Origin of the sequence: Undibacterium sp. FT79W (genome assembly GCF_014284215.1) — a bacterium.
Taxonomy (GTDB): Bacteria; Pseudomonadota; Gammaproteobacteria; order Burkholderiales; family Burkholderiaceae_D; genus Undibacterium; species Undibacterium aquatile.
Genome location: NZ_JACOGB010000002.1, coordinates 481,866 through 508,059, shown reverse-complemented (window position 1 = coordinate 508,059; position 26,194 = coordinate 481,866). Strand labels below are relative to the sequence as shown.

At 49.0% G+C, this 26,194-nt stretch carries 15 protein-coding genes and 2 riboswitches; of the genes, 7 read left to right on the top strand and 8 right to left on the bottom strand.

Going from position 1 to position 26,194, the window contains the following annotated elements; genetic code table 11:
* Both H8K38_RS18390 and H8K38_RS05425 read left to right on the top strand, forming a co-directional pair.
* Positions 1-129 (top strand): ExbD/TolR family protein (locus H8K38_RS18390; RefSeq protein WP_370587062.1); only part of this gene is annotated, 129 nt, incomplete at its 5' end.
* 166 nt (positions 130-295) lie between these two features.
* Positions 296-1,543 carry a hypothetical protein gene (locus H8K38_RS05425; RefSeq protein WP_186883760.1) on the top strand — a complete coding sequence of 416 codons (1,248 nt, stop codon included), beginning with the start codon at positions 296-298 and terminating at the stop codon, positions 1,541-1,543.
* Between the two features lie 94 nt (positions 1,544-1,637).
* Here H8K38_RS05425 and H8K38_RS05420 read toward each other — a convergent pair whose 3' ends face one another.
* Positions 1,638-3,167 carry a transglycosylase SLT domain-containing protein gene (locus H8K38_RS05420; protein ID WP_186883759.1) on the bottom strand — a complete coding sequence of 510 codons (1,530 nt, stop codon included), beginning with the start codon at positions 3,165-3,167 and terminating at the stop codon, positions 1,638-1,640.
* A 337-nt stretch (positions 3,168-3,504) separates the two neighbouring features.
* Here H8K38_RS05420 and H8K38_RS05415 point away from each other — a divergent pair, with 337 nt between their 5' ends.
* Entirely contained in the window at positions 3,505-5,190 is a 1,686-nt protein-coding gene (locus H8K38_RS05415; protein ID WP_186883758.1) for an amidohydrolase, read from the top strand.
* Positions 5,191-5,285: 95 nt separating this feature from the next.
* Here the strand turns inward: H8K38_RS05415 and H8K38_RS05410 are convergent, their stop codons facing one another.
* The 3 genes from H8K38_RS05410 to H8K38_RS05400 form a co-directional block, all read right to left on the bottom strand.
* The gene (locus H8K38_RS05410; protein WP_186883757.1) at positions 5,286-5,660 is read right to left on the bottom strand and encodes a VOC family protein; all 375 of its coding nucleotides are present in this window, start codon (positions 5,658-5,660) and stop codon (positions 5,286-5,288) included.
* 87 nt (positions 5,661-5,747) lie between these two features.
* The gene (locus H8K38_RS05405; protein WP_186883756.1) at positions 5,748-7,550 is read right to left on the bottom strand and encodes an ABC transporter transmembrane domain-containing protein; all 1,803 of its coding nucleotides are present in this window, start codon (positions 7,548-7,550) and stop codon (positions 5,748-5,750) included.
* Positions 7,551-7,618: 68 nt separating this feature from the next.
* Entirely contained in the window at positions 7,619-7,798 is a 180-nt protein-coding gene (locus H8K38_RS05400) for a hypothetical protein (RefSeq protein WP_186883755.1), read from the bottom strand.
* Between H8K38_RS05400 and H8K38_RS05395 the strand changes: the two genes are divergently transcribed.
* The 4 genes from H8K38_RS05395 to gcvP all read left to right on the top strand — a co-directional run bounded on the left by H8K38_RS05395 (position 7,797) and on the right by gcvP (position 14,346).
* The gene (locus tag H8K38_RS05395) at positions 7,797-9,197 is read left to right on the top strand and encodes a DUF2799 domain-containing protein (RefSeq protein WP_222610752.1); all 1,401 of its coding nucleotides are present in this window, start codon (positions 7,797-7,799) and stop codon (positions 9,195-9,197) included. The two genes, H8K38_RS05400 and H8K38_RS05395, sit on opposite strands and share 2 nt — an antisense overlap.
* Before the next feature lie 290 nt (positions 9,198-9,487).
* A riboswitch (glycine riboswitch) is annotated at positions 9,488-9,586 on the top strand.
* A 9-nt stretch (positions 9,587-9,595) separates the two neighbouring features.
* Positions 9,596-9,734, top strand: a riboswitch (glycine riboswitch).
* A 75-nt stretch (positions 9,735-9,809) separates the two neighbouring features.
* Positions 9,810-10,940: a glycine cleavage system aminomethyltransferase GcvT gene (gene gcvT, locus H8K38_RS05390; protein ID WP_186883753.1), complete on the top strand. Its 1,131-nt coding sequence runs from the start codon at positions 9,810-9,812 to the stop codon at positions 10,938-10,940.
* A gap of 59 nt (positions 10,941-10,999) precedes the next feature.
* Positions 11,000-11,377, top strand: a complete 378-nt coding sequence (gene gcvH, locus H8K38_RS05385; protein WP_186883752.1) for a glycine cleavage system protein GcvH — start codon at positions 11,000-11,002, stop codon at positions 11,375-11,377.
* 89 nt (positions 11,378-11,466) lie between these two features.
* Positions 11,467-14,346 carry an aminomethyl-transferring glycine dehydrogenase gene (gcvP, locus tag H8K38_RS05380; RefSeq protein ID WP_186883751.1) on the top strand — a complete coding sequence of 960 codons (2,880 nt, stop codon included), beginning with the start codon at positions 11,467-11,469 and terminating at the stop codon, positions 14,344-14,346.
* 148 nt (positions 14,347-14,494) lie between these two features.
* On the opposite strand, the gene H8K38_RS05375 is transcribed toward gcvP, so the two are convergent.
* The 4 genes from H8K38_RS05375 to H8K38_RS05360 are packed head-to-tail and all read right to left on the bottom strand — an operon-like array spanning position 14,495 to position 26,193.
* A complete protein-coding gene (locus H8K38_RS05375) occupies positions 14,495-15,091 on the bottom strand; it encodes a trans-aconitate 2-methyltransferase (protein ID WP_186883750.1) in 597 nt (198 codons plus the stop codon).
* A gap of 42 nt (positions 15,092-15,133) precedes the next feature.
* Positions 15,134-18,574 carry a hypothetical protein gene (locus tag H8K38_RS05370; protein WP_186883749.1) on the bottom strand — a complete coding sequence of 1,147 codons (3,441 nt, stop codon included), beginning with the start codon at positions 18,572-18,574 and terminating at the stop codon, positions 15,134-15,136.
* On the bottom strand, positions 18,571-19,920 hold the full coding sequence (locus H8K38_RS05365) for an ATP-binding protein (RefSeq protein ID WP_186883748.1): 1,350 nt from the start codon (positions 19,918-19,920) through the stop codon (positions 18,571-18,573). Before H8K38_RS05365 ends, H8K38_RS05370 begins: the two co-directional genes overlap by 4 nt.
* Positions 19,921-19,938: 18 nt before the next feature.
* Complete coding sequence (locus H8K38_RS05360) at positions 19,939-26,193, bottom strand: contractile injection system tape measure protein (protein ID WP_186883747.1); 6,255 nt, start codon at positions 26,191-26,193, stop codon at positions 19,939-19,941.
* Position 26,194: the final 1 nt, after the last annotated feature.

The following is a 26,194-nucleotide window of genomic DNA, read 5'->3' as shown; positions in this document are numbered from 1 at the left end:
CAACCGGAAGTGCATCTGCGTCCGAATGCGGTGGTGCCGTACAAATCGGTGGCGGCGGTAATGGCCTCGGCTCAGCGCATTGGTGTGACCAAGATCGGTATGGTCGGCAATGAGCAGTTCTTGAAGTGATCCATATAAATCAAGTTTCGGACACTTCAATGGTCAATTCTTGATGTATTATAAAAAACGGCAGGGGCATCCCTGCCTTTTTTCATATTTGCCAGAATGCGTACTTTCGGGTCGCGAATATGTACCTTTCTGAGTTTATTTAATTTATTGATTGAGAGATCAACATATGAAGCAACTTCGCTTTTCTCGTATCGCTGTCATGTTTGCAGCAATCGGCTTTGCTGCCGTACCAGAATTAACCAATATCGCAGCTAATACTGCTTATGCACAAGAAGCAATGCGTCCTGAAATTGGTCGTATTGTGCAGGCGGCAGGTGAGTTGTTTAAGGCGAAGAAGTATAAAGATGCTTTGTCTAAGATTCATGAGGCAGATAGTGTCAGCGGTAAAACTGTCAATGAAAATTTTACGATTGAGCGTATGCGCTTGTCGATTGCATCTGCTGCTGGCGATAACGACACTGTGATCCGTGCTGCCGAAACGATTATCGCAGCCGGTAAGTTGCCTTCAAAAGATCAGTTGCAGATGATACAGGTATTGGCGAATGCTTATTATAAGTCGGGCAATTACTCCAAAGCTGCTCAATGGTATAACCGCTATTATGCCGATGGTGGTACAGACCAGTCCTTGCGTCCTTACTTGATCCAGGCAATGAATCAGGGCGGTGACAGTGCTAAAGCGCTCAAGGAAGTAACCGCCGATCTGGCAGCAGATGAAAAAGCTGGACGCACACCTAGTCTGGCGAATCTGGAATTCTATGCTGATGCGGCGCGCAAACAAAAAGATATGGCTGGTTACTCCAGTGCGCTGGAAAAAATGGTGGCATATCATGGCAAAAAAGAATATTGGGTGAATTTGCTGAATAACGTTGAGCGCAAGCCTGGTTACTCTGCTCGCCTGAAACTTGATTTGCTGCGTCTGAAACTGGCTCTGGGTCAGGTGACAAAAGCAAACGACTTCATGGATTTGTCTTTGATGGCAATTCAGGCTGGTTACCCTGCTGAGGCAACTAAAATTATCGAAGCAGGTTACAAGGCGGGTGCTTTAGGTACTGGTAATGATGCTGAGCGTCATAAACGTTTGCGCGATATGGCAGCCAAGGCGCTTGATGAATCAAATAAAGGTGCAGCGGCCGCAGAAACTGAAGCAAAACAAAGCAAAGATGGAAATGGTCTCGTTAGTCTGGGTTATGCCAGTGTCACAGCCGGTAAATTTGATCAGGGCCTGGCAATGATGGAAGAGGGCATTAAAAAAGGTTCTCTGAAAAATCCGGAAGACGCTAAATTGCATCTGGGTATTGCGCAATTCCAGGCTGGTAAAAAAGCCAATGCAATCAAAACCTGGAAAACCGTGCAAGGCAATGACGGTACTTCAGATCTGGCGCGTTACTGGACAATTTACGCGAATCAGAAATAACGCATTTTTACTTGTAAAAAAGGGTGCTGATCACAGCACCCTTTTTTTATTGACTCAGCCTTACAGGTTCATCATGCGGTAATGAAAACCGCAATTAACCATGAGGCTTCCTGCTGCTTTTTGCATTCGCGACTAATGTTTTTCCGCTTGATGCCACAAGCTTATTGCGATGTGTCGGCTTAGAGTGAGAGGCAACTGTGATGTGGCGAGATTTTGCGAGAACAGGAACCTGGATTTGCAAATTTTGTCCTGCGTTGACGTTATCACGCTTCAGATTATTCCAGCTCTTTAAATCGGCAACGCTGACCTTGTAGCGCTGGGCGATGCTATTCAGATTGTCTTTTTTACCAACGCGATAATGTAGTTGGCGCGTGGCTATTCCTTTTTCTATCACCAGTTGGGCTTTGTCTGCAATCTCGGGCGAAATATCCTGATCCGGCGCTTTTTCTGATTTTGGAACCAGAATAGTCGAGCCCGCTTTGACCAGCATGCTTGCCGGAATCATGTTCACTTCACGGATAAATTCCGGTTTGTGCCCAAGTTTATGCGCGAGTGACTCAATTTTTTCAGTTTTTGCTACTGTATAAGTGGACCAGCTTGAAAGCGGGCCTTGCCACTTACTGAGGTTTTCCTTAAACAGGGCAGCATTGTCTGTCGGTAATAAAATCTTGGTGTCGCTGTTGCCGGTAATGACCGGGCGGTTGAATTGCGGGTTGAGTGCGGTGAACTCATCCATTGGCAGTTCTGCCAACTGCGCAGCGACGCGAACATCAATATCCCGGGTTTTTTCAACGGTCACAAAGTAGGGCTGATTCTCTAACTTAGGCAGTGCAATATTAAATTGCTCAGGGTGGCCGATGATGTTTTTGACTGCTTGTAACTTCGGTAGATAATTTCTTGTTTCTGCTGGCATTAGCGCGGACATGCTGTCGAAGTCCACAGGTAAGCCCAGCGCCTGCTGTTTTTTGATCGCGCGTTGAACCGAGCCTTCGCCCCAATTATATGCGGCAAGAGCGAGTTGCCAGTCTCCGAACATGCCGTACAGACGTTCAAGATAATTCAATGCTGCGTCTGTTGAGTCGAGGACGCCGCGTCTGTCATCCTTAAACATGTTTTGTTTAAGATTGAAATCTTTCCCGGTGGCGGCCATAAATTGCCACATGCCGCTGGCTTTTGCGGTTGAAATCGCCTGCGGATTAAAGGCTGACTCGATAAATGGCAGCAACGCCAGTTCAGATGGCATGCCGCGCTTTTCCAGCTCTTCAACGACATGATACAGATAGCGCGATCCGCGCTGGACCGTGCGCAAAATGTAGTCGGTTCGCGTGCTGTACCAGGTCAGTTGATTATCCACCAGCTTGTTGCTCAGATCCGGTATCGCATAACCAGCGCGTATACGCTCCCACAAATCGGCTTCCTGATTTGTGTAAACGAAAGGCGTGATTTCGGCCGGAGAACTAACTACAGAGGGGGAAGTGTTGCGGCTGATGCTGGCTTCTGGTGCATTACTCAGAACAGCGAGTGAAGATGAATCTGCGTGACTGGTATTAGGAAGTGCCCAGAATAGTAAGGCAGACGCCGTAAAAGCAATCAGAGGGCGGGTTTGGTGTCGTAATCGTTTCATAGGCGGGATGATGTGCTCATCGACCATGGTCGACTTTGATAGAAGAATCGTAAGAGTGTACGCAAGGGCAGGCGGGTGCGTCAAGGGAAATGTCATTGTGCTGACATTTTAATCGGCCTCATAAAGGAGATGCGTGGAGTTAGCGTATCAATGTCACTATGTTAGGTGTGACTTGGGTAAAGATACGGCTTTTGTAATTGTTTGTGACTGTTTTAGTGCTTCTTTTTTTAGCTCTTTCTACGACGTGCGGATAGGTAGCGCACGGATGCAGAATCCTCGATGTCTATTTCGCCATTTATCCTACAATGTCAGCCTGTAATTTTCCGACTGGCTCTTTATGATTTTAATTAAAACAGGTTTGTCTTTGATCGCCGTGACGGTTTTGATGTCGATATCAGCGTACGCCACGGCTGATACGATGATTGAAAATGCGAATGGTTACACATTAAATCGTCAGCAAAAGTTGATCCGCTTTGATGCGATTGTTTTTGATGATAGTGGAAAAATCACCGCGGTCGGACGTAGTAAAAAACTGCTCCGGCAATTTCCTCTGGCGCAGCGTATTAATCTTCACGGCAAAACCTTGTTGCCCGGACTGATTGACGCACACGGACATGTGTTGGCGTTGGGGCACCATCAGGCGCAGTTAAGTTTGCGCGAGACGCGGACGTTGGCTGAAGCGCAGGGGCGCATCAGCGATTACGCACAACGCTTTCCGTCACAGCAATGGATACTTGGCGGTGAATGGAATCAGGTTAACTGGGATTCGGGTCGCTTTCCAACTGCACACGATATTGACGCCGTTGTCAGCGACCGTCCAGTCTGGCTGAGCCGAGTGGACGGCCATGCAGCGTGGGCAAACAGTCGCGCGATGCAACTGGCCGGTATTGGCCGCGATACGCCTGATCCCGTTGGCGGCAAAATAGAGAGAGATGCGCAGGGCAATCCTACCGGTATGTTGATCGACAATGCGATGGATCTGATTCAAGCGGTCATCCCTCACGCCAGCGATGCCGGTAACCGTATGGCGTTGGATACAGCTTTACTCACACTTGCGCAGTCTGGCCTGACCAGCGTGCATGACGCCGGTGTGTCTGCCGAAGCTGATCGTTTGTTCCGTGAATACGCTGCAAATGGCAAACTCAGTGTTCGTATTTACGGCATGATCAGTGGCACCGATGATTTTTTTGAGCGTATTTCCAGAAAGGGGCCTTTACTCAGCGATGGACAGGATCGCTATGCTTTGCGTGCCGTCAAATTGTTTGCGGACGGTGCGCTCGGTAGTCGTGGCGCTGCGCTGGCGGCGCCGTATTCTGATGCGCCCGACACTTCGGGCTTATTGTTTCAAACGAAGTCGGCCATGGCGGCGATGATAAAAAAAGCGGCTGACAAAGGTTATCAGGTCAATGTGCATGCGATTGGTGATGCGGCCAATCGCCAGATACTGGATGGTTTTGCGGCTTTGCCTGCAGCTGAAAGGACGGCCGCGCGGCACAGGATAGAACATGCGCAAGTCCTTGCTGTTGAGGATATTCCTCGTTTTAAGATGCTCAATATTATTCCCTCTATGCAGCCTGTACATGCCACCTCAGACATGACGATGGCTGAGCAAAGGGTAGGGCATGAACGCATCAAGGGGGCGTATGCATGGCGCCGCTATTTAAAACAAGGATCGAGGATCGCCTGTGGTTCCGATTTTCCGGTTGAGTCAGCCAATCCGTTCTGGGGGATACACGCGGCAGTAACGCGCCGCAGCCGCGATGGTGAACCTTTGCATGGCTGGTATGCCGATCAGGCAATGACGCTGACCGAAGCTTTCCGCTGCTTCACGCTGGATGCCGCGTATGCTGCCCATCAGGAAAATATCATCGGCAGTCTGGAGAAGGGAAAATGGGCAGACTTTATTGTTGTTGATCGTGACATGTTCACGATCCCCGCTCAGCAGATACATCAGATTCAGGTAGTGCAGACCTGGCTTGCGGGGAAAATGGTTTATCAGAATGAAGCGCCTTCTCTGAAATAAACGCTTCGTCAGATCAGTTGCTATGTGAATCTTATGTTGAATAAATGTGCCTGCACTCTAGCCAGGTTATGCGGCAGGAATGCAGGCGTCCTTGATCAGGCACTCATACAAAATACGTTCAGTTTATTGCCATCAAGGTCACGGAAATATCCGGCGTAAAAACCACTGTCTCCGCGCGGCCCCGCAGCGCCTTCATCTTTGCCGCCGAGTTCAATGGCTTTGTTGTAGAGCGCATCCACTTTTTCTTTTGAATCGACGATCAGTGCGACCATCACACCGTTGCCGACCGTTGCTGCTTGTCCGTCGTAGGGTTTGATAATGCTCAGTCTGGCCTGATTCGGGCTATTGCCCCAGGCGATAAATTCCGCTGATTCCATCGCGCGTTTGGCGCCGATTACTGCCAGCAAATTGTCGTAAAAATGAGCTGCGCGTTCAAAGTCGTTTGTTCCCAGTGTGATGTAGCCGATCATATGTTCTCCTTTGGTGTCATGTCAGGCGCAGTTGCGCATGTTTTTATTGCATCATCATTGTGCCAGTAAAAATACAGAATTGTTGGCTCAGGCATGTTCTGACGCCAGATTAAATTGCAATGCAGCCAGTTTGGCATAGACCCCACCTTGTGCGACCAGGCTGGCATGAGTGCCGGTTTCAACGATACGGCCATGTTCCATCACGATGATTTTATCGGCCCGCTGCACGGTTGCCAGGCGGTGCGCAATAATCAGCGTGGTGCGGTCTTGCATCGCGACTTCCAGTGCACCTTGCACCAGACGTTCTGATTCAGCATCCAGTGCGCTGGTGGCTTCATCGAGTAACAGCAATGGCGGATTTTTCAGTAAGGCGCGGGCGATCGCAATCCGCTGCCGTTGGCCGCCCGACAGGCGCACGCCACGTTCACCGAGAAATGATTGATAGCCTTCCGGCAGCTTTTCTATGAATTCATGGGCTGCCGCCATTTTTGCGGCGGCGATCACTTCGGCGTCGCTGGCATCTGCGCGGCCATAGCGAATGTTGTCCATCGCATTGGCCGAAAAGATGATGGTCTCTTGCGGTACGACGCCAATTGCATTGCGCAGGGTGTGTAAATCGAGATCGCGGATGTTCACCCCATCGAGTTGAATTTCTCCGCTTTGCGGATCATAAAAGCGCAGCAGCAATTGAAATAAGGTAGTTTTCCCTGCACCGGAAGAACCGACGACAGCGATCGTTTGTCCGGCGGGAATATCCAGCGTGACGCCGGCAATCGATGCGGTATCCGGGCGGGATGGATAATGAAAGCGGATGTCGCGTATCGACAAACTGGCGCCGCCCGCTTGCTTCGCCGTACGTTGCGGCAAAGCAAGCGGACGTGCCGGATTTTGTATCGGTGACTGTACTTCCATTAATTCCAGCAGGCGTTCAGTTGCACCGGCAGCGCGTTGTGCGTCGCCCATGACTTCCGATAAAGCGCCGAGGGCACCGGCGACGATAGAGGCATACAGAATGAATTGTCCGAGTTCGCCGCCGCTCATCGTGCCGTCCATGACCGCACGGGCACCCAGCCACAGCACGAAGACGATGGCGCCGAACACCAGCAAGATCGCCATCATGGTCAGCAGCGAGCGTGCGCGTATGCGGCGCATAGCGGTGCCAAACGCGTTTTCGACCGAATCTGCAAAGCGTTGTGCCTCGATGGTTTCGTGAGTAAATGCCTGTACCGTCGGCATCGCATTCAGAATTTCACCGGCGATTGCAGACGCATCAGCGATTTTGTCTTGCGAATCGCGCGACAGTTTGCGCACACGGCGGCCAAACAAAATGATTGGCAACACCACCAGTGCCAGCATCACGATGATGATGGATGAGAGTTTGATGCTGGTGATAAACAGCATCACCAGACCGCCGAGAAACAGCAAGATATTACGCAGTGCCATCGAAATGCTGGTGCCGACCACCGTCTGTATCAGCGTGGTGTCGGTGGTCAGGCGCGACAACACTTCGCCGGTTTGTGTGGTTTCAAAAAACTGCGGGCTCTGCGTAACCACATGCGAATACACCGCATTGCGGATATCGGCGGTGACACGTTCACCCAGCCACGACACCATGTAAAAGCGGGCCGCCGTCGCGATGCCAAGAACGCAGGCAACAGCAAACAGCGCGAGGAAAGTCAGATCCACATGTTGAATGTTGCGCTGCCCATTGTGACCAAAGCCCAGATCGATCATTTGCCGGAAGGCTGCCGGAATCGCCAGCGTCGCACAGGCGGCGACTAGTAAGGCGATACCGGCAAGAATGAACTGGCGGCGATAGGGGAGCAGGAAAGGGAGCAAGCCTTTCAGTGTGCTCAGGCTGCTGCGTTCCTTGGGGATGTCAGTGCTCATAGTGGATATCGACCGGTTGAGTTTATGCGAAATAGCGAAACAGCTACATGAAGACCTTCAGCAGGAAATCAAGCGCGTGGAATGAGGAAGCTGGTATAGAAATGTAACAGGCTGCTGCGGTCTATGCTGGCGAATATGTTTTGCGCTTTCGGCTGGTGAGGTACGCGTGTTTGTTTTATCTTGCTGTCAACAATGTTGCTGTGGCAGCCGTTGTAGTAATTCTTCCGGACTTCTCTCTTTTTCATCATGCGCCTTTCTGATTATGGATTACGTACATTACTGACTTGCTGCGCCATGACAGGCGTGCTGTTACTGAGCGCTTGTCAGAGCACCATCAATCGTATGAACGATTGTCGCAGCGGCGACTGGCAACTGATAGGCAATAAAGACGGTAAGGATGGACTGGACAGAAATTTCGAAGAACGCCGGCGTTTTTGCGCGTCGGTGGATGCCGATAAAATCCGCGCCGAATCTGCGGGGTTATATGAAACTGGCTGGGTGGCCGGGAATCAGCAGTTCTGGTACAAGCTGGGGCGGGACGATGGACGTAAAGCCTATCCGGTCACGCAATATCTGGTGCAAAGCACTTCAGCAACTATCCGCGATCAGCATACGCCTTTAAATCAGCCATCTTACGAACAGGGCTGGCAGCAGGGTATCCTCGACTACTGGTTTGATACTGGCATCAACGATGGTAAGGCCGGGCGCAATGCCAGCGAAGAAAAAGTGCATGCGACGAACCCTGGCAGCGCAGGCTTTCGTGCCGAGGCTTATCGTCAGGGCTGGAGCGAGGGGAATTACAATTATTGGGAAAACCTCGGCTATCAGGATGCCCACGTGGGCATACCCGATTCGACATTGACAAGCCATGCTGCAGCGGCGAAAAGTCGTGAGCTGCTCGTGCGTGAAGACGCGTATCACAATGGCTGGAATCGCGAGATCGTTGAATACTGGAAGCAATTGGGCTGGAATGACGCCGTCAGCGGACGCGATATTCAACTGCGCCGCGATGACGCCAGACGCCGTGGTTTGAAAATCATGGAAGCGGAATATCAGCAGCAGTGGCAGCGTCGGCTGATGCAATACTGGGAAGAGGTGGGAACGGCGGACGGTTACGGCCAGCCTTTTCAGCTTGAACAACGCATGAACAATGCGCGCAACGATCAGGTGTTCGTCATTCCGCAGACGCGTGACATCTACACGCAAGCGTGGAATCGCCAGAATGCCGCTTACTGTACGGCCGATAATGCGTTTAACTGGGCGCGCCAAAATCAGCGCATGGCGATTGAGGTGTGTCCGGTATCTTTGCAATTCCGTTTGCAGCAAGCGCAGATGAGCGGGCGCGATTATGAAGATATCAGCCACCGTTCGCGATCTTTGCATCGCGAAATCGGTGAGCAACAGGACAAATACCGCGACACCGAGCAAAGGCTGAATCGTCTTGAAGCAGAAATACGTCGCAATCAAGACGACAAGAATCGCCCGAATAATCAGGATAACGTGAATGCCGACCGCAGAAATGAACGTGACCGCAACGAGCTGCGCGACCAGTTACAGTCACTGCGCCGCCGTATCGACGATATGCGCAGCCGCGAATCGCGCTATGAACAGCAATTACAACAAATAAAACGCGATCTGCGTTTTTGAGCGGCTGTTACCGTGACATGCTGGGCAACAACTGACGCGGACGGACTTTCAGCTATTCCCTTCTGAATTTTCATATACTCCCCCCATTATTTGATGTTTTTGCTCTCATGTCCTTATAAACAAAGGGCTTCAAAATATACTGGGGGGAGTATATTTTTGCCCCAAAACGGCCTCTGCAAGCATTTCCTGCATCACCTGCCTGTGATGAGACGTTTGTCGCGTTTCGCCGAAATAATTGGCTTCCTCTGGCGGCAAAGCTATCCAAGCCGATCTAAGCCTTATATAATCGTGCGACTTGATCGGGAGAGCGCCGTGACATTGATGCTATGCACAGCCGCCGAAGGGGCTACAACCCAAAAACTCTCAGGCAAAAGGACCGGTCAGCGGGGCATGCAGATGCCTCACACTCTGGAGAGCGGTAGCGGCAGATATGTTTATTTTTATAAATATTCGCCGTACTACCCACCGAAGGTGCGCACGAGACTGCAAATGATTTTGCACTCGTAATCTCTCAGGTATCAGGACAGAGGGGTATGCGATTTTTCGCATGCGGCGAGCTATGTTCGTCAGCGTGCGTTTGTTCGTCCCTTCTAATCTGGTAACGAGGCACTCATGACGCAAGCAGCGACATCACTAAAAGTAACTCCCCTCAATGCAGCCCATCGTGCGGCTGGTGCAAAAATGGTTGATTTCGGCGGCTGGGATATGCCTGTCAACTATGGTTCCCAAATCGAAGAACATCATGCGGTGCGTACTGATTGCGGTATGTTCGATGTGTCGCACATGTGCGTGGTCGATCTGCGTGGCGAGAATGTGCGTTCTTTCCTGCGCGGCCTGGTTGCCAATAACGTCGATAAATTGCAAGTGCCGGGCAAAGCACTGTATTCCTGCATGCTGAAACCAGAAGGCACCGTCATCGACGATCTGATCATTTACTTCTTCAGCGAAAACTGGTTCCGCCTCGTCGTCAATGCTGGCACGGCAGAAAAAGATGTGGCCTGGATGAATGCCCGCAACGCCGCGACAAACAGCGGTATCACTATCACTCAGCGTCGCGACGGCGCGAATGCGTTTGCACTGGTCGCAGTACAAGGCCCGAATGCGCGTGCCAAAGCATGGGAAGTGCTGCCGGAAACCAAAGCTGCCAGTGCAGACATCAAACCATTTAATGCCGTCATCGTTGAAGGCACTGCATACGGTGAAGTCATGGTGGCGCGTACTGGTTATACCGGCGAAGACGGTTTTGAAATTGCGGTGGCGGCAGACCGCGTCAATGATTTGTGGAATGCGCTGACTGCAGTCGGCGTCAAACCTGCCGGTCTGGGTGCACGCGATACCTTGCGTCTGGAAGCTGGGATGAATCTCTACGGTCAGGATATGGATGAATCCATCAACCCACTTGATGCCGGTCTCGCATGGACGATCGATCTGGTCAGTGAACGTGATTTCACCGGTAAGCAAGCATTGCTGGAACAAGGTCAGAAAGCGCAGTTCCTCGGCCTGATTCTGCGTGAAAAAGGCGGCATCCTGCGTGCACATCAACAAGTTGTGACGGCGCAAGGCAATGGCGAAATCACCAGCGGTACTTTCAGCCCGACGATGCAACAAGCGATTGCATTGGCGCGTTTGCCTATGGGTGTTGCCATCGGTGACACCGTGCATGTGGTGATCCGCGATAAACAACTCGCGGCAACGGTGGTGAAATTACCGTTTGTACGCAACGGTAAAATTCTCGCTGTCTGATTTTTAAATATTATTTTTTAGCATTTCCTTTTTGAATAATTAACACTCCGGAGTCCACCATGAATGTACCAGCAGATTTGAAATACACTTCCTCCCACGAATGGGTACGCGTTGAAGCCGATGGCACGCTGACAGTCGGCATCACCGACTTCGCACAAGATGCACTGGGCGATATCGTGTATGTGGAATTGCCAAAAGTTGGTTCAACGCAGACCGCAGGAAAAGAATGCGCCGTGGTTGAATCCGTTAAAGCAGCTGGCGATATCTATTCACCAGTCAGCGGTGAAGTGGTTGGCGTGAACGAAGCACTGGCAGATGCGCCAGAATCAGTGAATACCGATGCGTTCGGTGCATGGCTGTTCAAGCTGAAACCAGCGAATGCAGCAGACGTTGACGCTTTGCTGAGCGCTGAAGCGTACGCTAAGAATATCGGCTGATCCTGACGCAACTATTTTTCTGACCGGCGCTGGTAACGATATCAGCGCCGGCGGATTTCCTCCAGAACAATTCCTGCCGTTCATCTACCATGACCCGTCCATCTTTGTCTCAACTGGAAGCCACTGACGCTTTCATTTCCCGCCATATTGCCCCGTCTGACGCTGAACAAGCGAAGATGCTGGCAGTGCTTGGCTATGCTGACCGTACCGCGCTGATTGATGCGATTGTGCCTGCCAACATCCGTCGTCACGATGTCTTGCCGCTGGCTGACTTCACTGAACCGAAAACGGAGCAGGCTGCGCTGGCGCAATTGAAAGCGCTTGCCGGTAAAAATAAAGTGCTCAAGTCTTTCATTGGACAAGGCTATTACAACACGCATACACCGGGCGTGATTCTGCGTAACATCTTTGAAAATCCAGCCTGGTACACCGCTTATACGCCTTATCAACCAGAGATTTCCCAGGGGCGTCTGGAAGCGATGTTGAATTTCCAGACCATGATCACCGATCTGACTGGCATGGATATAGCGAATGCCTCCATGCTGGATGAAGGTACTGCCGCTGCTGAAGCGATGACGCTGATTCAACGTGTCGGCAAATCCAATTCCAATGTGTTTTATGTAGCCGCAGACGTGTTGCCGCAAACCCTGGAAATTATTCACACCCGGGCAAAGCCGCTGGGCATAGAAGTCCGTATTTGTAACGGTACGGAAGCAATAGAAAACGAGTGTTTCGGCGTTCTGCTGCAATACCCTGGCGTGAATGGCGATGTGCGCGATTACCGTGAATACGCCGCCGCGATCCATGCAAAAGGCGGCATGGTGATTGCTGCCGCTGACTTGCTGGCGCTGACCTTGATTACGCCACCGGGCGAGTGGGGTGCTGATGTGGTTGTCGGTAACAGCCAGCGTTTCGGTGTGCCGCTGGGTTTTGGTGGTCCACATGCAGGCTACATGTCGACACGCGATGCGTTCAAACGCAGCATGCCGGGTCGTCTGGTTGGTGTGACCGTGGATGCGCAAGGTCAGCAAGCTTATCGTCTGGCATTGCAGACGCGCGAACAACATATCCGCCGCGAAAAAGCGACATCGAATATCTGTACAGCACAAGTGTTGCTGGCGGTGATGGCGTCGATGTATGCGGTGTATCACGGCCCTGACGGTCTGCGCCGTATCGCCCAGCGCGTACAGCGTTTCACGGCAATTCTGGCGGCTGGTGTGCAGCAGTTAGGTCTGACGCTGGCGAACAGCACGTATTTTGATACGCTGACAATCAATGTGAGCGATGCGGGTGCGGTGCATGCGGCAGCAACGGCGGCTGGTATTAATTTGCGTCCGATCAGCGCTACGCAAGTCGGTGTTTCGCTCGACGAAACCGTGGTACGTGAAGATATCGTCAGCTTGCTGACAGTGCTGGCGCAAGGTAAAAATGTGCCGGATTTTGCTGCGCTCGAAACTGCTGCGACAGAAACCGTACCATCAACACTGGTGCGCAGCAGTGCGTTCCTGACGCATCCTACTTTCAGCCGTTATCACGCTGAACATGAGATGCTGCGTTATCTGCGCAGTCTGGCGGATAAAGATCTGGCACTGGACCGCAGCATGATCCCGCTGGGTTCCTGCACGATGAAGCTGAATGCGACATCTGAAATGATTCCAGTCACCTGGCCGGAGTTTTCCAATATCCATCCGTTTGCACCGAATGATCAGACCGTCGGGTATCGCGAAATGATTAACCAGCTCGAGGCGATGTTGTGTGCAGCAACGGGTTATGCCGCGGTTTCCCTGCAACCGAATGCCGGTTCGCAAGGCGAGTATGCAGGTTTGCTGGTCATCAAAAAATACCATGAATCACGTGGCGATCATCATCGCAATATCTGCCTGATCCCTTCGTCGGCACATGGCACCAACCCGGCATCCGCTGCAATGGCAGGTATGGAAGTTGTGGTCGTGGCATGTGATGAACGCGGCAATGTCGACTTGGCAGATTTGCAGGCGAAAGCTGAAAAACACAGTGCCAATCTGGCGGCAGTGATGGTGACGTATCCATCCACACACGGTGTGTTTGAAGAAGGTATCCAGCAATTATGCGAGATCGTCCATCAGCATGGCGGTCAGGTGTATGTCGATGGTGCGAACATGAATGCGCTGGTCGGCGTGGCGGCACCGGGCAAATTCGGTGGTGACGTTAGCCATCTGAATCTGCATAAAACATTCTGTATTCCACATGGCGGCGGTGGACCTGGTGTTGGCCCTGTTGCCGTTGGTGCGCATCTGGCGCAATTCCTGCCGAATCAGACATCGACCGGCTATGTGCGTGGCGAACAGGGCATCTCTGCTGTCAGCGCCGCTGCGTTTGGCTCTGCATCGATTCTGCCTATCTCATGGATGTATATCGCCATGATGGGCGCCGAAGGTTTGAAGGCGGCCACCGAAACAGCAATCCTGGCGGCGAATTACATCGCTAAGCGTCTGGCACCGCATTACCCAGTGTTGTATGCAGGTCATGATGGTCTGGTAGCGCATGAATGTATTCTCGATCTGCGCCCATTGACCGATGCAACAGGCATCTCGAATGAAGATGTGGCAAAACGTCTGATCGATTTTGGCTTCCACGCTCCAACCATGAGCTTCCCAGTTCCTGGCACGCTGATGATAGAACCAACAGAAAGTGAATCTCTGGCGGAACTGGATCGCTTCATCGACGCCATGATCACGATTCGTGAAGAAATCGCCAAAGTGGCCAGTGGTGAGTTTGACGCGAAAGATAATCCGCTGAAACACGCGCCGCATACCATCCAAACCTTGCTGTCGGCAGAATGGAATCATGCGTACAGCCGTGAAGTCGCGGCTTATCCCGTGGCCAGCCTGCGTCATCAGAAATACTGGGCGCCAGTCGGTCGTGCTGATAATGTGTATGGCGACCGTAATCTGTTCTGCTCTTGCGTACCGCTGTCGGATTATCAGTAATCTGTCTTGAGTCCGTAAGTAAAAAAAAGGCTGGTGCAAACACCAGCCTTTTTCACATTTATTTTCCTGAACCTCAGAAATTTTTTACTCAAATTATTTTCAGGTAAAGCAAAAACTTGTGTCAAAACTTGTCACGCGGTTTTGTTTTCTACTTTCGCATCAGCACCGTAAAATCATCCGGTAAATAGCCGGAAATAATCTCAGTATCCGGGTCAAGTTGACGACAGAAATTCAGGACTTCGTTCTGATCGTAAGCGCGTAAAACCTCATCGCTTTCAAACTGTGCCGCATCGAGTAAATTAAACACTACGCCCTTGCTTGCGGCTTCCCACATACGGCTGATGCTTTGCCACGGATGCAGGGCATTCTCGGAGCGATAGTTGAGGCTACCCGAGGCGATAACGATATCTACCTCGGGTAAGCCTACTGTCAGAAAGTCTGCCTGAAAAAACTGGGTATTAGCTAATTCGCCGTAACGCAACTGAGCACCGTCGATGAACTCTTTTAAAAAATCGACGCCGAGGTATACAAAATCTTTGTAATGCTGATCCAGAAAAGCTTTCAGATCACCAAAGCCGCAGCCTAAATCTAATACCGAACAGTGTGAAAAATCCCCCAGTTGCAGTAAGGCCTGAAAGCGCTGGGTCTGGCTTTCCTGACTACGATACCCAAGCGCCTGTATGGTGCTGCCGTTCAACCTGCTGCGGTGAAATGCCTGCACCGTGGCTTTTTCTATGAGGTGCATATTACGAAGCTCAGGTGGTCAGAAAAGTAGTCTGGTTTCATTTCAGTAGCCTCCTGTGGTCAGTGATGATATTTCTTTTCCATTGCTGAGCCAGTGCTCGTTATTGGCCGAGCAGTAGGTGATGTTCACCTTTAACTGATGCGCCTGTAATTTCACATCAAAGGCGGTCGCTGCTTCGGGGTCGCTGATAGCCAGACCAATCACGGTCTCACCGGGCATGATTTTCTGTCCGATCAGGGGCATGCTGTTCCATTGCAGATTATTATCGGGGCCTAACACCGCCTCCAGTGCAGTCTTGGCATCGGCAATTGCCTGTCCATCCAGCAGTATTTCGACTTTCTTGATGATGGCATAGCCAGTTCCCTGATTTCTGATAACCCAGCGGAACCCTTTATCATCGTCTTGCAGCGACCACATAATGATAGGAAATCCTAGTCCTTGGCGCTGTGGCAGGGCATTTTGCCGTAATGGCACGTCACGTTTGGAACGCAGATAAAGATAACCAAAGAAAATGCCAGAGATAATAATCAGCAAGGAAATAATGAACGGCAATTTTCCTTTCGACAAATTGACAAGATAGGGGTCATAAAAAAGCAGTAAAGTAAAAAGCAGGAAGATGGGAATCAGTATCAGCGCTAATACCCATAAAAAGTATTTCTTCACCAGATTCTGCACTTCACAATACTTGAAATAGAGTATGGCTAAAGTAATTGCCAGTAACACCAGCAGTGTCAGCATTAATTGCAGATAGCCGCGATAGACGCAGGTGAATTTTTCGATAACGGAAGGCTGGTTTTCTACCTGATCTTGTTCCCGATTATTTTTCAACACGCACAAAGCGATGCTTTTACCGCTATTGCATGACTGCGTCATATCAGTGATGGGTGTTGCCAGATTATTGAAATCAGGTGCCCAGAAACCAATTCCGCCAAAATTATCGCTTGCATACACGATATCGTCTTCCAGTTGCTGCCAGTTATGATTGTCAAACTGCACAACCGGAATCACCCGACGTAAAAACCTCGCACGTCTTTCCCCATGTAAGCCAGCTTCATTCTCGATATCACCCTGCAGACGTTTCTTTGCATCGGAACTGGGCTCTTCTAACAAAACCAGGATGTATTCTTCGACGACAGGTTTATTACCGCCGGAACCGGTTAATTGCAGATCCGCCTTTTTCTGCAAGTTCACCAGATTGGACAGGCTTAAAGCGCTGCGTTTATTTTCCTGACTATTGGTAAAGGTGTCTTGCGATACCAGAATATTGAGCCAGACTTTATCCTGCGCTAACTCTTTACGCAGGTCAGCATAAAACTCATTGAAGAGTAGTGCAGCGTCGGCATCTTGCGGATAGTTTTGAAAATATATGGTGACGCCATCCCCACGCGTCGGTGTTTTTGCCAGACCAAAACTGGTGTAGGGTCTTAATTTAGAAGCGGTATCGGTCAGTCTGGTATGCAATAACAAGGCAATATTACTCACCAGTTTTTTAAATACCGCTTGTTTGTTTGCCCTGGATTGTTTGCGCCAATCACCACTCCAGTCATTTTTTTGTATCACCCAATCTACTTTTGAATTGTATTGACGTGCAGTATTCAAGAACTGATTTTCTTTGGCGCTGCCATTTCTTATATCAAAATTGTCTGACCCAAGATGCAGTTCGCCAACGTTGTCTACCGTTAAACCATAGTAAGCAACCCGGTTGAGTACCTGGAAGTTGATGGTCTGCGGTGTTTTCTGATTGTTCCAGTAAGGATAAAATCCATAGACTGTTCCGCCAAACTCATCTAAAGCGCAACCGCAGTCGCTGCCTTTTATCTGTATCGGAGAAATTTCGTCGGGGATGCGTTTTTTTGCGATGTTTTCAATCGCAACTCCCAGATAAGTCTGATAAATGCTTTGCACCAGAGCTCTGGAATTTCGCAGAGTATCGCTATCGCAGACGCTGAGCTGGGCACGCAGTTTTTCCAGCTCGCTGAACGCGTTATCGATGCTGCTTCCTATCGTGTTTTTTCCATCAATCGCTTGTGCTTGCAAGCTGCTCAGCTCTTTTTTAAGAAGAGAAAATTCTTCATCGCTCATTCTGAGCGTGCCGACAAAGCTGTTGTTGGATGGCGAATTCAGCTTGCAAGCACCGATGCTCATCGCGATTTTAGAAATCGCAGCAGTCCTGAAAAGGCTTACTTCCGGATAATTGACATCTTTGATTTGTTGTAATGCTCGAACGATGACTGCAGGCAGTCCGGTATTTTGTATGTTGCCTTTCAGCTCGCTTTTAATGATATTGATCGACTGTTCCGTCAGGTGCACGTTGTCGAACACCAGCGCTGCATCGGCAATATTATTGCGCTCATCGTCAGATAGCAGTATGACTTTTTCACTGAGTTCTTTCAGAAACTTGTCGAAATCATCCTTTTCCTTGAAGTATTGTGTTCCCTGTAAACGCAATTCATCGATGACGGCGGCAGGGAATTCGCTCGTCTGTTTTAATTTAGTCAGTGCCGCTTCATTGATCAGATAGCCATCGAATACACCTGCATTTCTTTCGATTAAAGGCCAGAGCTGCCGGATGAAATAATCGCGCCCACCCATTGCCTGAGATACTGCAACCCTGAGTGCTTCGGTTGAATTGAATTCTTTATCCTTTAATGTGCTCAGAATCTGAATTACCTGATCTTTACTGCCAAGAACTTCAAGATCTGCCTGGCTCAGGCTATAAGTAAAGTAAGCACTTTCATCGATGTTTCTGTTTTGGGCGATTCGTGGCGCCGTTTTTCTGCTACCGCGAAAGCGATTAACGAGATCTATCAGTTCGCTGTCATTTCCCTGGCGGCGGATCTGATAGTCTTTTGCTTTGGTTTTCTCTGACTGAGATGAATCCCAGCTTTCAAATTCCGGGCTTACTAAAATTTGCAGTTCGCTTTTGTGTTTCTCACCGAAAGCTGCGATGCGGTTAATATTGTCGGCGAAGGCATTCGCATACTCACCTTCCGTATTGACCTTGAAATTAAATCCGAATCGTTGCAGCCATGAAAGCGTGATGGGGCCGACGACGCCGTCACTTAAGGGGGCCTGTTTGAGTGCAAAGTCCCGCTTCCATTCAGCCAGATCCTGGTAGATCAAACCCAGTTGTTTTTGCATCTGAAGAACACTAGTTTTACTCATACCTTTAAAGTGTTCTTGCCGGATATGACGGTTGTAACCCGTGACGGCTACCACTTGTGTATTTGTAGCCGCTGTCGTTTTCTGTATTTCAGCAGGTTTATTGTTTTCTGCGCCTTTGCTTGACGTTGACGTTTCTGCTGACGCGACGGGGGCACTGGCAGAAGTGCTCTGGGCGTGACTGACACCGGCAGTCAGCAACAGCAGACTGGTGATTAGGGTGATATTTCTCAGTATTACGCCAGGATTCATTCGTAAATGAAAAAACGCATCTGTCCGGCGATCTTCTTTTACTTGTGTAATATGGAATAGCGGTTTCACAATGTTTTCCCATCCTTCATCAATTCTCTGCTGATACCCGCCAGCAGGTCGTCTTGTATGATTACATCCCGATGATTTCTGACTGCCCGGATCGCAGCATAACGAGCCACATTCAGTAGCGCGCCACCGGCAAGTTCATAGCGCTCCGAAATCTCTCCGAAATTCACATCTGGTGCCAGCTTTCCTGCGGTTCCGAAAAGACCTTGCCAGAGCCGCTCCCGTTGTTTTGCATCCGGCATGGCGAAATAGACTTCACTCTGAAAACGACGTGAGAATGCGGCGTCAATGTTGGCTTTCAGATTGGTTGCGAGGATGATGACTCCGGGGAAGTCTTCGACCCGTTGCAGCAGATAAGAGATTTCCTGATTCGCATGCCGGTCATTCGAATTACTCGTCTGTGTGCGCTTTCCAAAAAGAGAGTCAGCTTCGTCGAAAAACAATATCCAGCGTTTGTTCTGCGCCTGATCAAAAACGCTGGCCAGATTTTTTTCAGTTTCACCGATGTACTTTGATACCAGCATCGACAAGTCAATCCGGTAAACATCGGCATTCACGGCTTTGCCGATTAAGCTGGCAGTGAGTGTTTTACCGGTTCCGGGCGGGCCGTAAAATAATGTGCGATAACCGGGCTTCAGCGATTTTTCTAATCCCCATGTCTGTAGAATCTGGGTTGGCTGTTGCAGCCAGGTGACGATGTTTTCCACTTCTTCCATGACATCGGCATTTAAGACCAGATCAGACCAGGTCAGTTGCGATTGCATCAGCTTGGCTGGAAAGCTGGCGCTGAAATCAGGTTTGTGAATTTCTCCATCTGCCAGACGTTGCAGGTATTCGTTGCTGAGCGACAGGGCGGAGTTAAAGAAGGGTTCGCCACTGTCTTTCTGTTCCAGTTTGAGTATTCCATGTTTGTGAAAAAAATGCTCATCTCTGAACAGGCGGGCAACAGCAAAACGTTTTGCAAGGTCAGTTCCTGCCAGAATAAACGAAGCAGTTTCGCAGGTAGGTAAAAAACCAATGTGACTCTTTCCATGCCAGCCGCCAATTTCGCTATAAGGGCGTCCCAATACGGCATTCTGCATAGAAAAAATATCGAGCACCTGTGGTCGTAAATGAGGAATGAATGCGAGCATCAGTACGACACGCTCATAAAAACTCATGTTGTGTTCACGTACCAGACTCGCATAGGGGCTGGGGGACTGCGAGATATCTGGCGCAGGACAGCTTGCTTCCAGATCGATCTTTTTTTCGCTCTGCTGGAAATACGCGTTCATGCGGGTCTCACAGACACGGCTGAACCAGGTAATTTCTTGTTCCAGACAATCGGCAATAGTATTTTTCATCATCATAAGAGCCATGATCAGTGATTAACGCCAGGTAACGTGCAAGGGTTCTGGCATCCATGGGAACTTAATCATGGAAAAGCTCCAGGGAAGACGATCTAACAGCATGTCGAACGTTGCGGATGGAATATGTAATTGCCAGCTTTCTTCTTGCTTGAATAAATGTCCTTCTCTATGCAGAAACGTTTCACGCAGGCCCTGGATCGACGTTTTTCCGATCGCGCTCCAGTGTGTAATCACGCCCACCAGCATTTGCTGGATTACTTCCTTTTCATGCTCCGTCATCTGTATTCCTGCAACAATGGGGACGCCTCTGTGTACGCCGCATAAGAGTTTGTTCAGGCTCAGTTGATATTCTGGTGTTTGTTCTTCGCCTGTGACGATGTACTGTAAAAGATGTATTGCTCGTTGCGCGGCAGCGTCGTCGATAAAGGCTGCATTTTTTGTCAGTTCTAAAATACCGAACAGGCGTTGAATGTATGGCGCAACGATAACCAAGCCAGCATTCAAGACATATGAATCTCTATTGAACATTGCCTGTTCCGCCGGAATCTGTGCCGATGTTTCGGTGCTTTGAGGGTGTGGCTGCACTACTTTTTCAATTTCAGTATGTTTGCGATATTCGTTGAGTAACTGCAGGCAGATATCAATGTCTGGCAATGGATATACACTGCACAGCTCGCGCAGGAAGCGAGTGACAAATTCCTGCATTGTCAACGGACGTGACTTGGCAAACTGAGCTCGATAAATTGCTAACCACGTCTGCTTAAAAAAAATGGCTTGAGTTAGCTTCAGGCTGATTCCCAGCGCATTTTCTATCTGTGTCACTAACTCAGGTAATCGCATATCCAGTTCTGGCGTAAGACAATGACATAGTCTTTGCAGGGTTGCGCAGGAAGCTGCTTCAACCAGCCGGGCAATAGCGACTTCCGAATGCAAGGCGAGTGATATTTCTTCACGGGCGGAAGAGGGCATCTCAAAGATTTTATCTAAGATAAAGTTCAGAAATTGCTCATCACGCATCGATAGTGGCGCATGCTTTTGCAGCAGCAATATACATTGTGAAATCCAGTTTTCCAGTGTGGCTTGTTTCGCCTGCGTACCATTCGCGGTCTTACTTACATTGCCATCAGACGATAGCAAAGATGGCTTCGTCAATTTCAACGCAGCGATCACCATCGCCTGGTAGATATAGTCAGAGTTTGCTGTTGTCTGAACAGATGCCGTTTGCTGGGTATTGATCAGGGCGCCTGTAGCGTTGTCTGTGACATGAGCCCTGGCAGTATTGGCTTTTCTGCTGGTTTCTTCATGCAATACATTGGCTGGCGCAAGCTGAACAGTATTCCTTTCCAGATGTCGGGCAAGGCTTTTCCAGAATTCTCTGGTGGCTGTCGGATCGCTTTGCTTTAAACGGCGACGTAACTGTTGTTGCCATTCTTGCTTATGCCAGTCTGTTTCAGGAAATAGAACCTGAAGTGCAGCAAACCAATGCGGTGTCTGTCCGTGTTGGCTCGCCGCTTTCCAGTAAATGGCGATTTCTTGCGTAAGGGGATGAGACAAAGGCTTTTCCGTCAGTGCCGTCAGAATTGTGGCGGCGACAGCAGAGACATCTTCTGAATCTGTCTTTTGCTCAAGAAGAGCATTAAACACGGACGCCAGGCTCTTCTGTTGGCACGTCATTAATGACATGTCGTTTCGTAACACTGGTCGATAAATTTCCCATTGACGCCATAATTCTTCGAGAAGATGGGCTGCCGTCTCAGACAGCGCAGCGATCAAGTCCTTCAGTATCGCCGGATCGTGATCTGCGATCAGTTTGTTGCGCAGATCGATACGACGTAAATAACGCCACTGCGCTTGCGCTAACAGATCACCATGATATTGAATCAGTTCAGACCAGATATGGCTCAGCTTGTTTAACTGACTATGCAACAAAGCATGGGCAAGCTGCCCGGTCAGTGTCGTTTGCGTGCTCATCGGCAGAGGCGACTGATGGCTCGCTGTGACGTTATCAGGGGTATTGTCCCGCGTTGGCGAAAACTCATCAGGCGTGATTCTGTTCCAGGGGACCTGATGAATGAGCTCGACACATTGCTGATAGGCGATCTCATCTGCCGAATTATTCCGGCCACGCTTGTTTATGAGTGACCAGAATTGTTTATCCAGATGGAAGCTGGCATCGGCAATTTCCTGAAACGTTTTTACGATAGGTGCTGGCGCCGTGTTGTTGATTGCTTGCAGTAAGTTCGTAAAAATTTCTGTGGATGTATTTGAAAAGTTAATTTCGAGTTGCAATTCATCTGACGGGTTTTCGTTAAGAACTGAGGATGCGGTTAAGTTCAGCCATTGATAAACCCACTGACGAAACACCAGTTTATTCAGAGTTGGTAAAAGCTCTGTTGAGTAATTCGTCGTATCAGATACCTGCTTCGCGTGCCAATTTTCTCCGGTGATACCGATACTATTGATAACAGATGGTTGGGGGCTATTTATCGACGAGGTCGCTGATAATAACTGCAGCAATTGTGAGTTGAATGACGTTTTATCCTTCGTTGCGGCATCCGGTTTAGTCGTGGGGATATACTCTGCTCCAGTAAGACCGCTCAACGGTGGCTGACGCAGATCGTCAATGGCATATGTGCTTATTTCAGTTAGTTTTCCACGCAGTGTTTCCAGGTTCGGCAGATTGCCATTTTTTTCATTCAGGAGTTGCCGGATGATGTTGATATAAAAAAGACGAATGGATTTTGTTGTCAATGCCAGATTTTCCATTTCATCTAAAAATACAGATGAAATGCCCTTACTCGCAGCCTGATTCACCCATGTTGAAATGAACCGATGTAATTGGGCACTGCGCAATATCGTCAATACTTCCGGCTGCCGCTTCAGCAGTGCAACGACGTCACTCCAGTCTGACTCTGATAATAAAGCCTGATCAACTTGATTAAGTAACTCAATATTTTCCATGAGCATGGGTTGGGTTGCACTTGTCTCGTGGTTAGCAGAGGCGAAGTATGCTTCGTTTAGATTTTTCGGACGGTTTTCAGCAGGATCATCAGTCGTTGATTCGAAAGCTTGAACTTGCTGGCGCGAGGTCGTTAGCTGATTTTCTGCTTTTTTTCGTAACGACTCTATGTCAATGTTTTCGCCATTTCTGATCGCTTCAAGTACGTATTGCAGGAAAAGCTCTGGTGCGCTGGAATGTTTTTCCGCTTCTTTGATACTGGTTAACATCAGACTGAAATCTTTTCCTTCGTTAGCGTTTTGATGCCACATCAGCCAATGTAAATAGCGAAGTAATTCATTTCTGTTGAGACCTAAATTCTGCAGTTGTATCCTGTCTTGTTGCCACGCCCTGAAACTATCTGCCAAGGGCGTGCTCTCGTTTTTCAAAGATACGTTTTCCGATGGGAAAATATGACGCAGATACTTTGTATCAGCTAAGCGGGCGTCGTTACAGATGCGCCGTAAGCTATTTTCGTCAATGATCGATTTGTCTGCGAAAGCCACCATAAAAATATTTTTAATCGTCATTTTTTCTGACGATGGTTCTGCCTGCAAACAAAATGTACATACCTTGCTCAAGACGACGTTGGCGGAAATTTTTTCTGCTGCTAACGAAATTGTTGCTCTGTTATCCGAGATAATATTTGCCAGCGCAGTGGCGTAAACACTCATTTCTTTTACGTAGTGCGCAAAGTTCGGATGCAAAATCTGTATCAAGACAAGCTGTTTTTCTATCGGCAACTGGACAATTAATGTATTTCTCTGAGCATTGGTGAGTGAGAACCACGTACTTTGTAATTGTCTGGTGTGACTCTCAATCAGTGCAGGCCAGATTGCGTTTATCCGATGTATGTCTGCGCACTGAAAAGCAATAGTTAATTCATTCAACTCATCAGGAACAGCGTTAGTGTTTCCGCTATTTCTGAGGGGAGTGTTGGTCACCAGCCCGGCGTTGTCAGCGTCGCTGCTCTCAAGTGGTTTTTCATCCAACGCAATAATCGCGTTGAGTTGTTCTCTGCTGAAAGAATTTTCTGGGCTGGCTAACAGCAAGGGAATAAGTCTCTCTATGGTAGAGAAAGAAATGCCATTTTTTGCCTGCAATATTGCCTGAAGTTCAGGGCGTATCGATGCATGCAATTGAAGAATGAGCAGGTGAAGAAGATGTTTCGGCAGGTTTTTCCACCACCTGCGCCAATGCTGATGCCGGATGCGAATCAGCATTGGCATATCGTTTGCCAACGCGTATTCAATTGCAGTGGAAAGTGTGCTTATATCGTTGCTGCAAAGTGCTGATTGCAACGTAGATATTGTTGTGTAGTTATCCGCCTCGTTATCAACAACCGTAGTAGCAAGCTTAGTAGCGGTAGTGACTGGCGCATGATGCGTCAAGAGGGATGGTGCAGTCGTATTTTCGACGATCGACTGCAAGATGTCAGCCAACGACGGTTGCTCCTGAATCAGTGTTTTTATTTTAGCGACAAAACTTTGTACTGATAAAGTCTGAGTCTTTGCAGTAAATAAAATGTCAAAGCCGGCGCGGGTCGCTGCATCAATCTGGCCGTGATAACCCAACTGGATTTTGGGTTGCCATACGCGACTGGCTTCTGTTTGTACAATTCTGCCGATGTCGCTCAGAAAGTGCAGCGGAAAATGGTCCAGCCATTGTATTTTGTAATCCGGTAATAACTTGAGAATCAGTGCCGGATGCTTGCTGATCAACAGATTCCATAGACCTGATAAACGCGGGATGTCAGCATTTTTTAATGCACTTAATATCTGGCTTTGGGGAATTTTTTTTGTAACTTCAGGTGTGGCTTCATTTTTTTCTATGTCAACACTTTTTCGTGGCTCTGACCCGTGTACCTGTTTGGGAAATGGCGTAGCCAATATCCTGTTCCCTGCCAACATACGCTCCAGGTCTGCGACTTCAAGGCTATTGACCCGCGCAGATAGCGCATACGTAACAAGCTGATCCAGACACTCTTTACTGAGAGTGTGCAGATTATTCTTTAATTGTCCGCGGATGTACTCACTACAATGCTCTTGCAGGACAGCGATCAGATCAAGGCAACTTGTTACCGGAAATTCGCTTAACCACTGCTGCCAGCACTCATTGTGTTGTGCCCGTATGGAATCGACGCTGCTATTGTATAGTTGATTCAACGAGGCGGCTGGGGTTGGATTTTCTCTGTCTGCAGAGGATAGTGCGGTCGTCGATTGCCGGCTTATATTCCTGTCGTCGGCATCTTCCGTAATGCTTGTATTTGATATTGACGGGGGCGAGATTTTCCCAGTCCTGAATTTTTCTTCTGAGGATAAATATTCTGCATTGGCAAGCGATCTTCTCGACGCCATTATCTTGAAGCGATATGAACGCACAAGCTCGTCCGATATGCTGTTTATCGGTAATTTTTCTGATGACACAGAAATAGCCGTGGCTGAGCGAAGTTTTTGTATAGCCTCATTCATCGCAACACGTGACTGCCGTGACAAATATGAATTCTTTTCAAGAAAATTTTGGTAGATGTGGAATACCTGGTTTTTATTTTTTTGCTGGGCAGACAACCACGCTTGTATCACTGAGTCGAAATTCTTGTCAGCAGAATCAAGCAGCGGTAGTACCGACAACCAGAATTCTTCAATTAACGGACGCTTACCATGAAGGGTGATGAGTTCCAGACTCAGCCAGTCAAACAATAAATCCTGATTATCTTCCGGCCACTCGCGTAACTCCTGACGCAATATGGTGAACAATGTTCCGGTATCAAATTGACTGATTAGGCGCAGTAAGCGGCGCTGATTCGACACTACACTGCGCAATAAGTCGTCGGGCGTTCCTTCTTCGAGTACGGCTTGCAAAAGTTTTTTATGTGCGTTTGTCCGGTTGCTTAAATACTTCCAACTGATTTGTCCTGTTTGCAGAAAGTCCAGCAGATGCTGATGTGCTTCGCTGGTGGCTTCCGGTGGGGAAATATCATGAGAAGAATCGCTTATTTGGAAATATAGGGCGTTGCGCAATTGAGCGTGCAGGCGGCGTGCTAATTCGGATTCTGATTCAGCCTGCAGAATACATCCCAAGTCGATTTCCAGTTTTTCTATTCGTTTAACTTCCTTTTTTCCTATCCCCAATTCGATACATATGTCATCCAATACCTGATCTATGACCGGCAGCAGAGACGATTTAATCCAATCAGCTGAGGTAGAGCCATCCGTTTGCATGTCAGCAAACGACAGATCAAACACTAAATGATGGATGAGATTGGATGTTCGCATT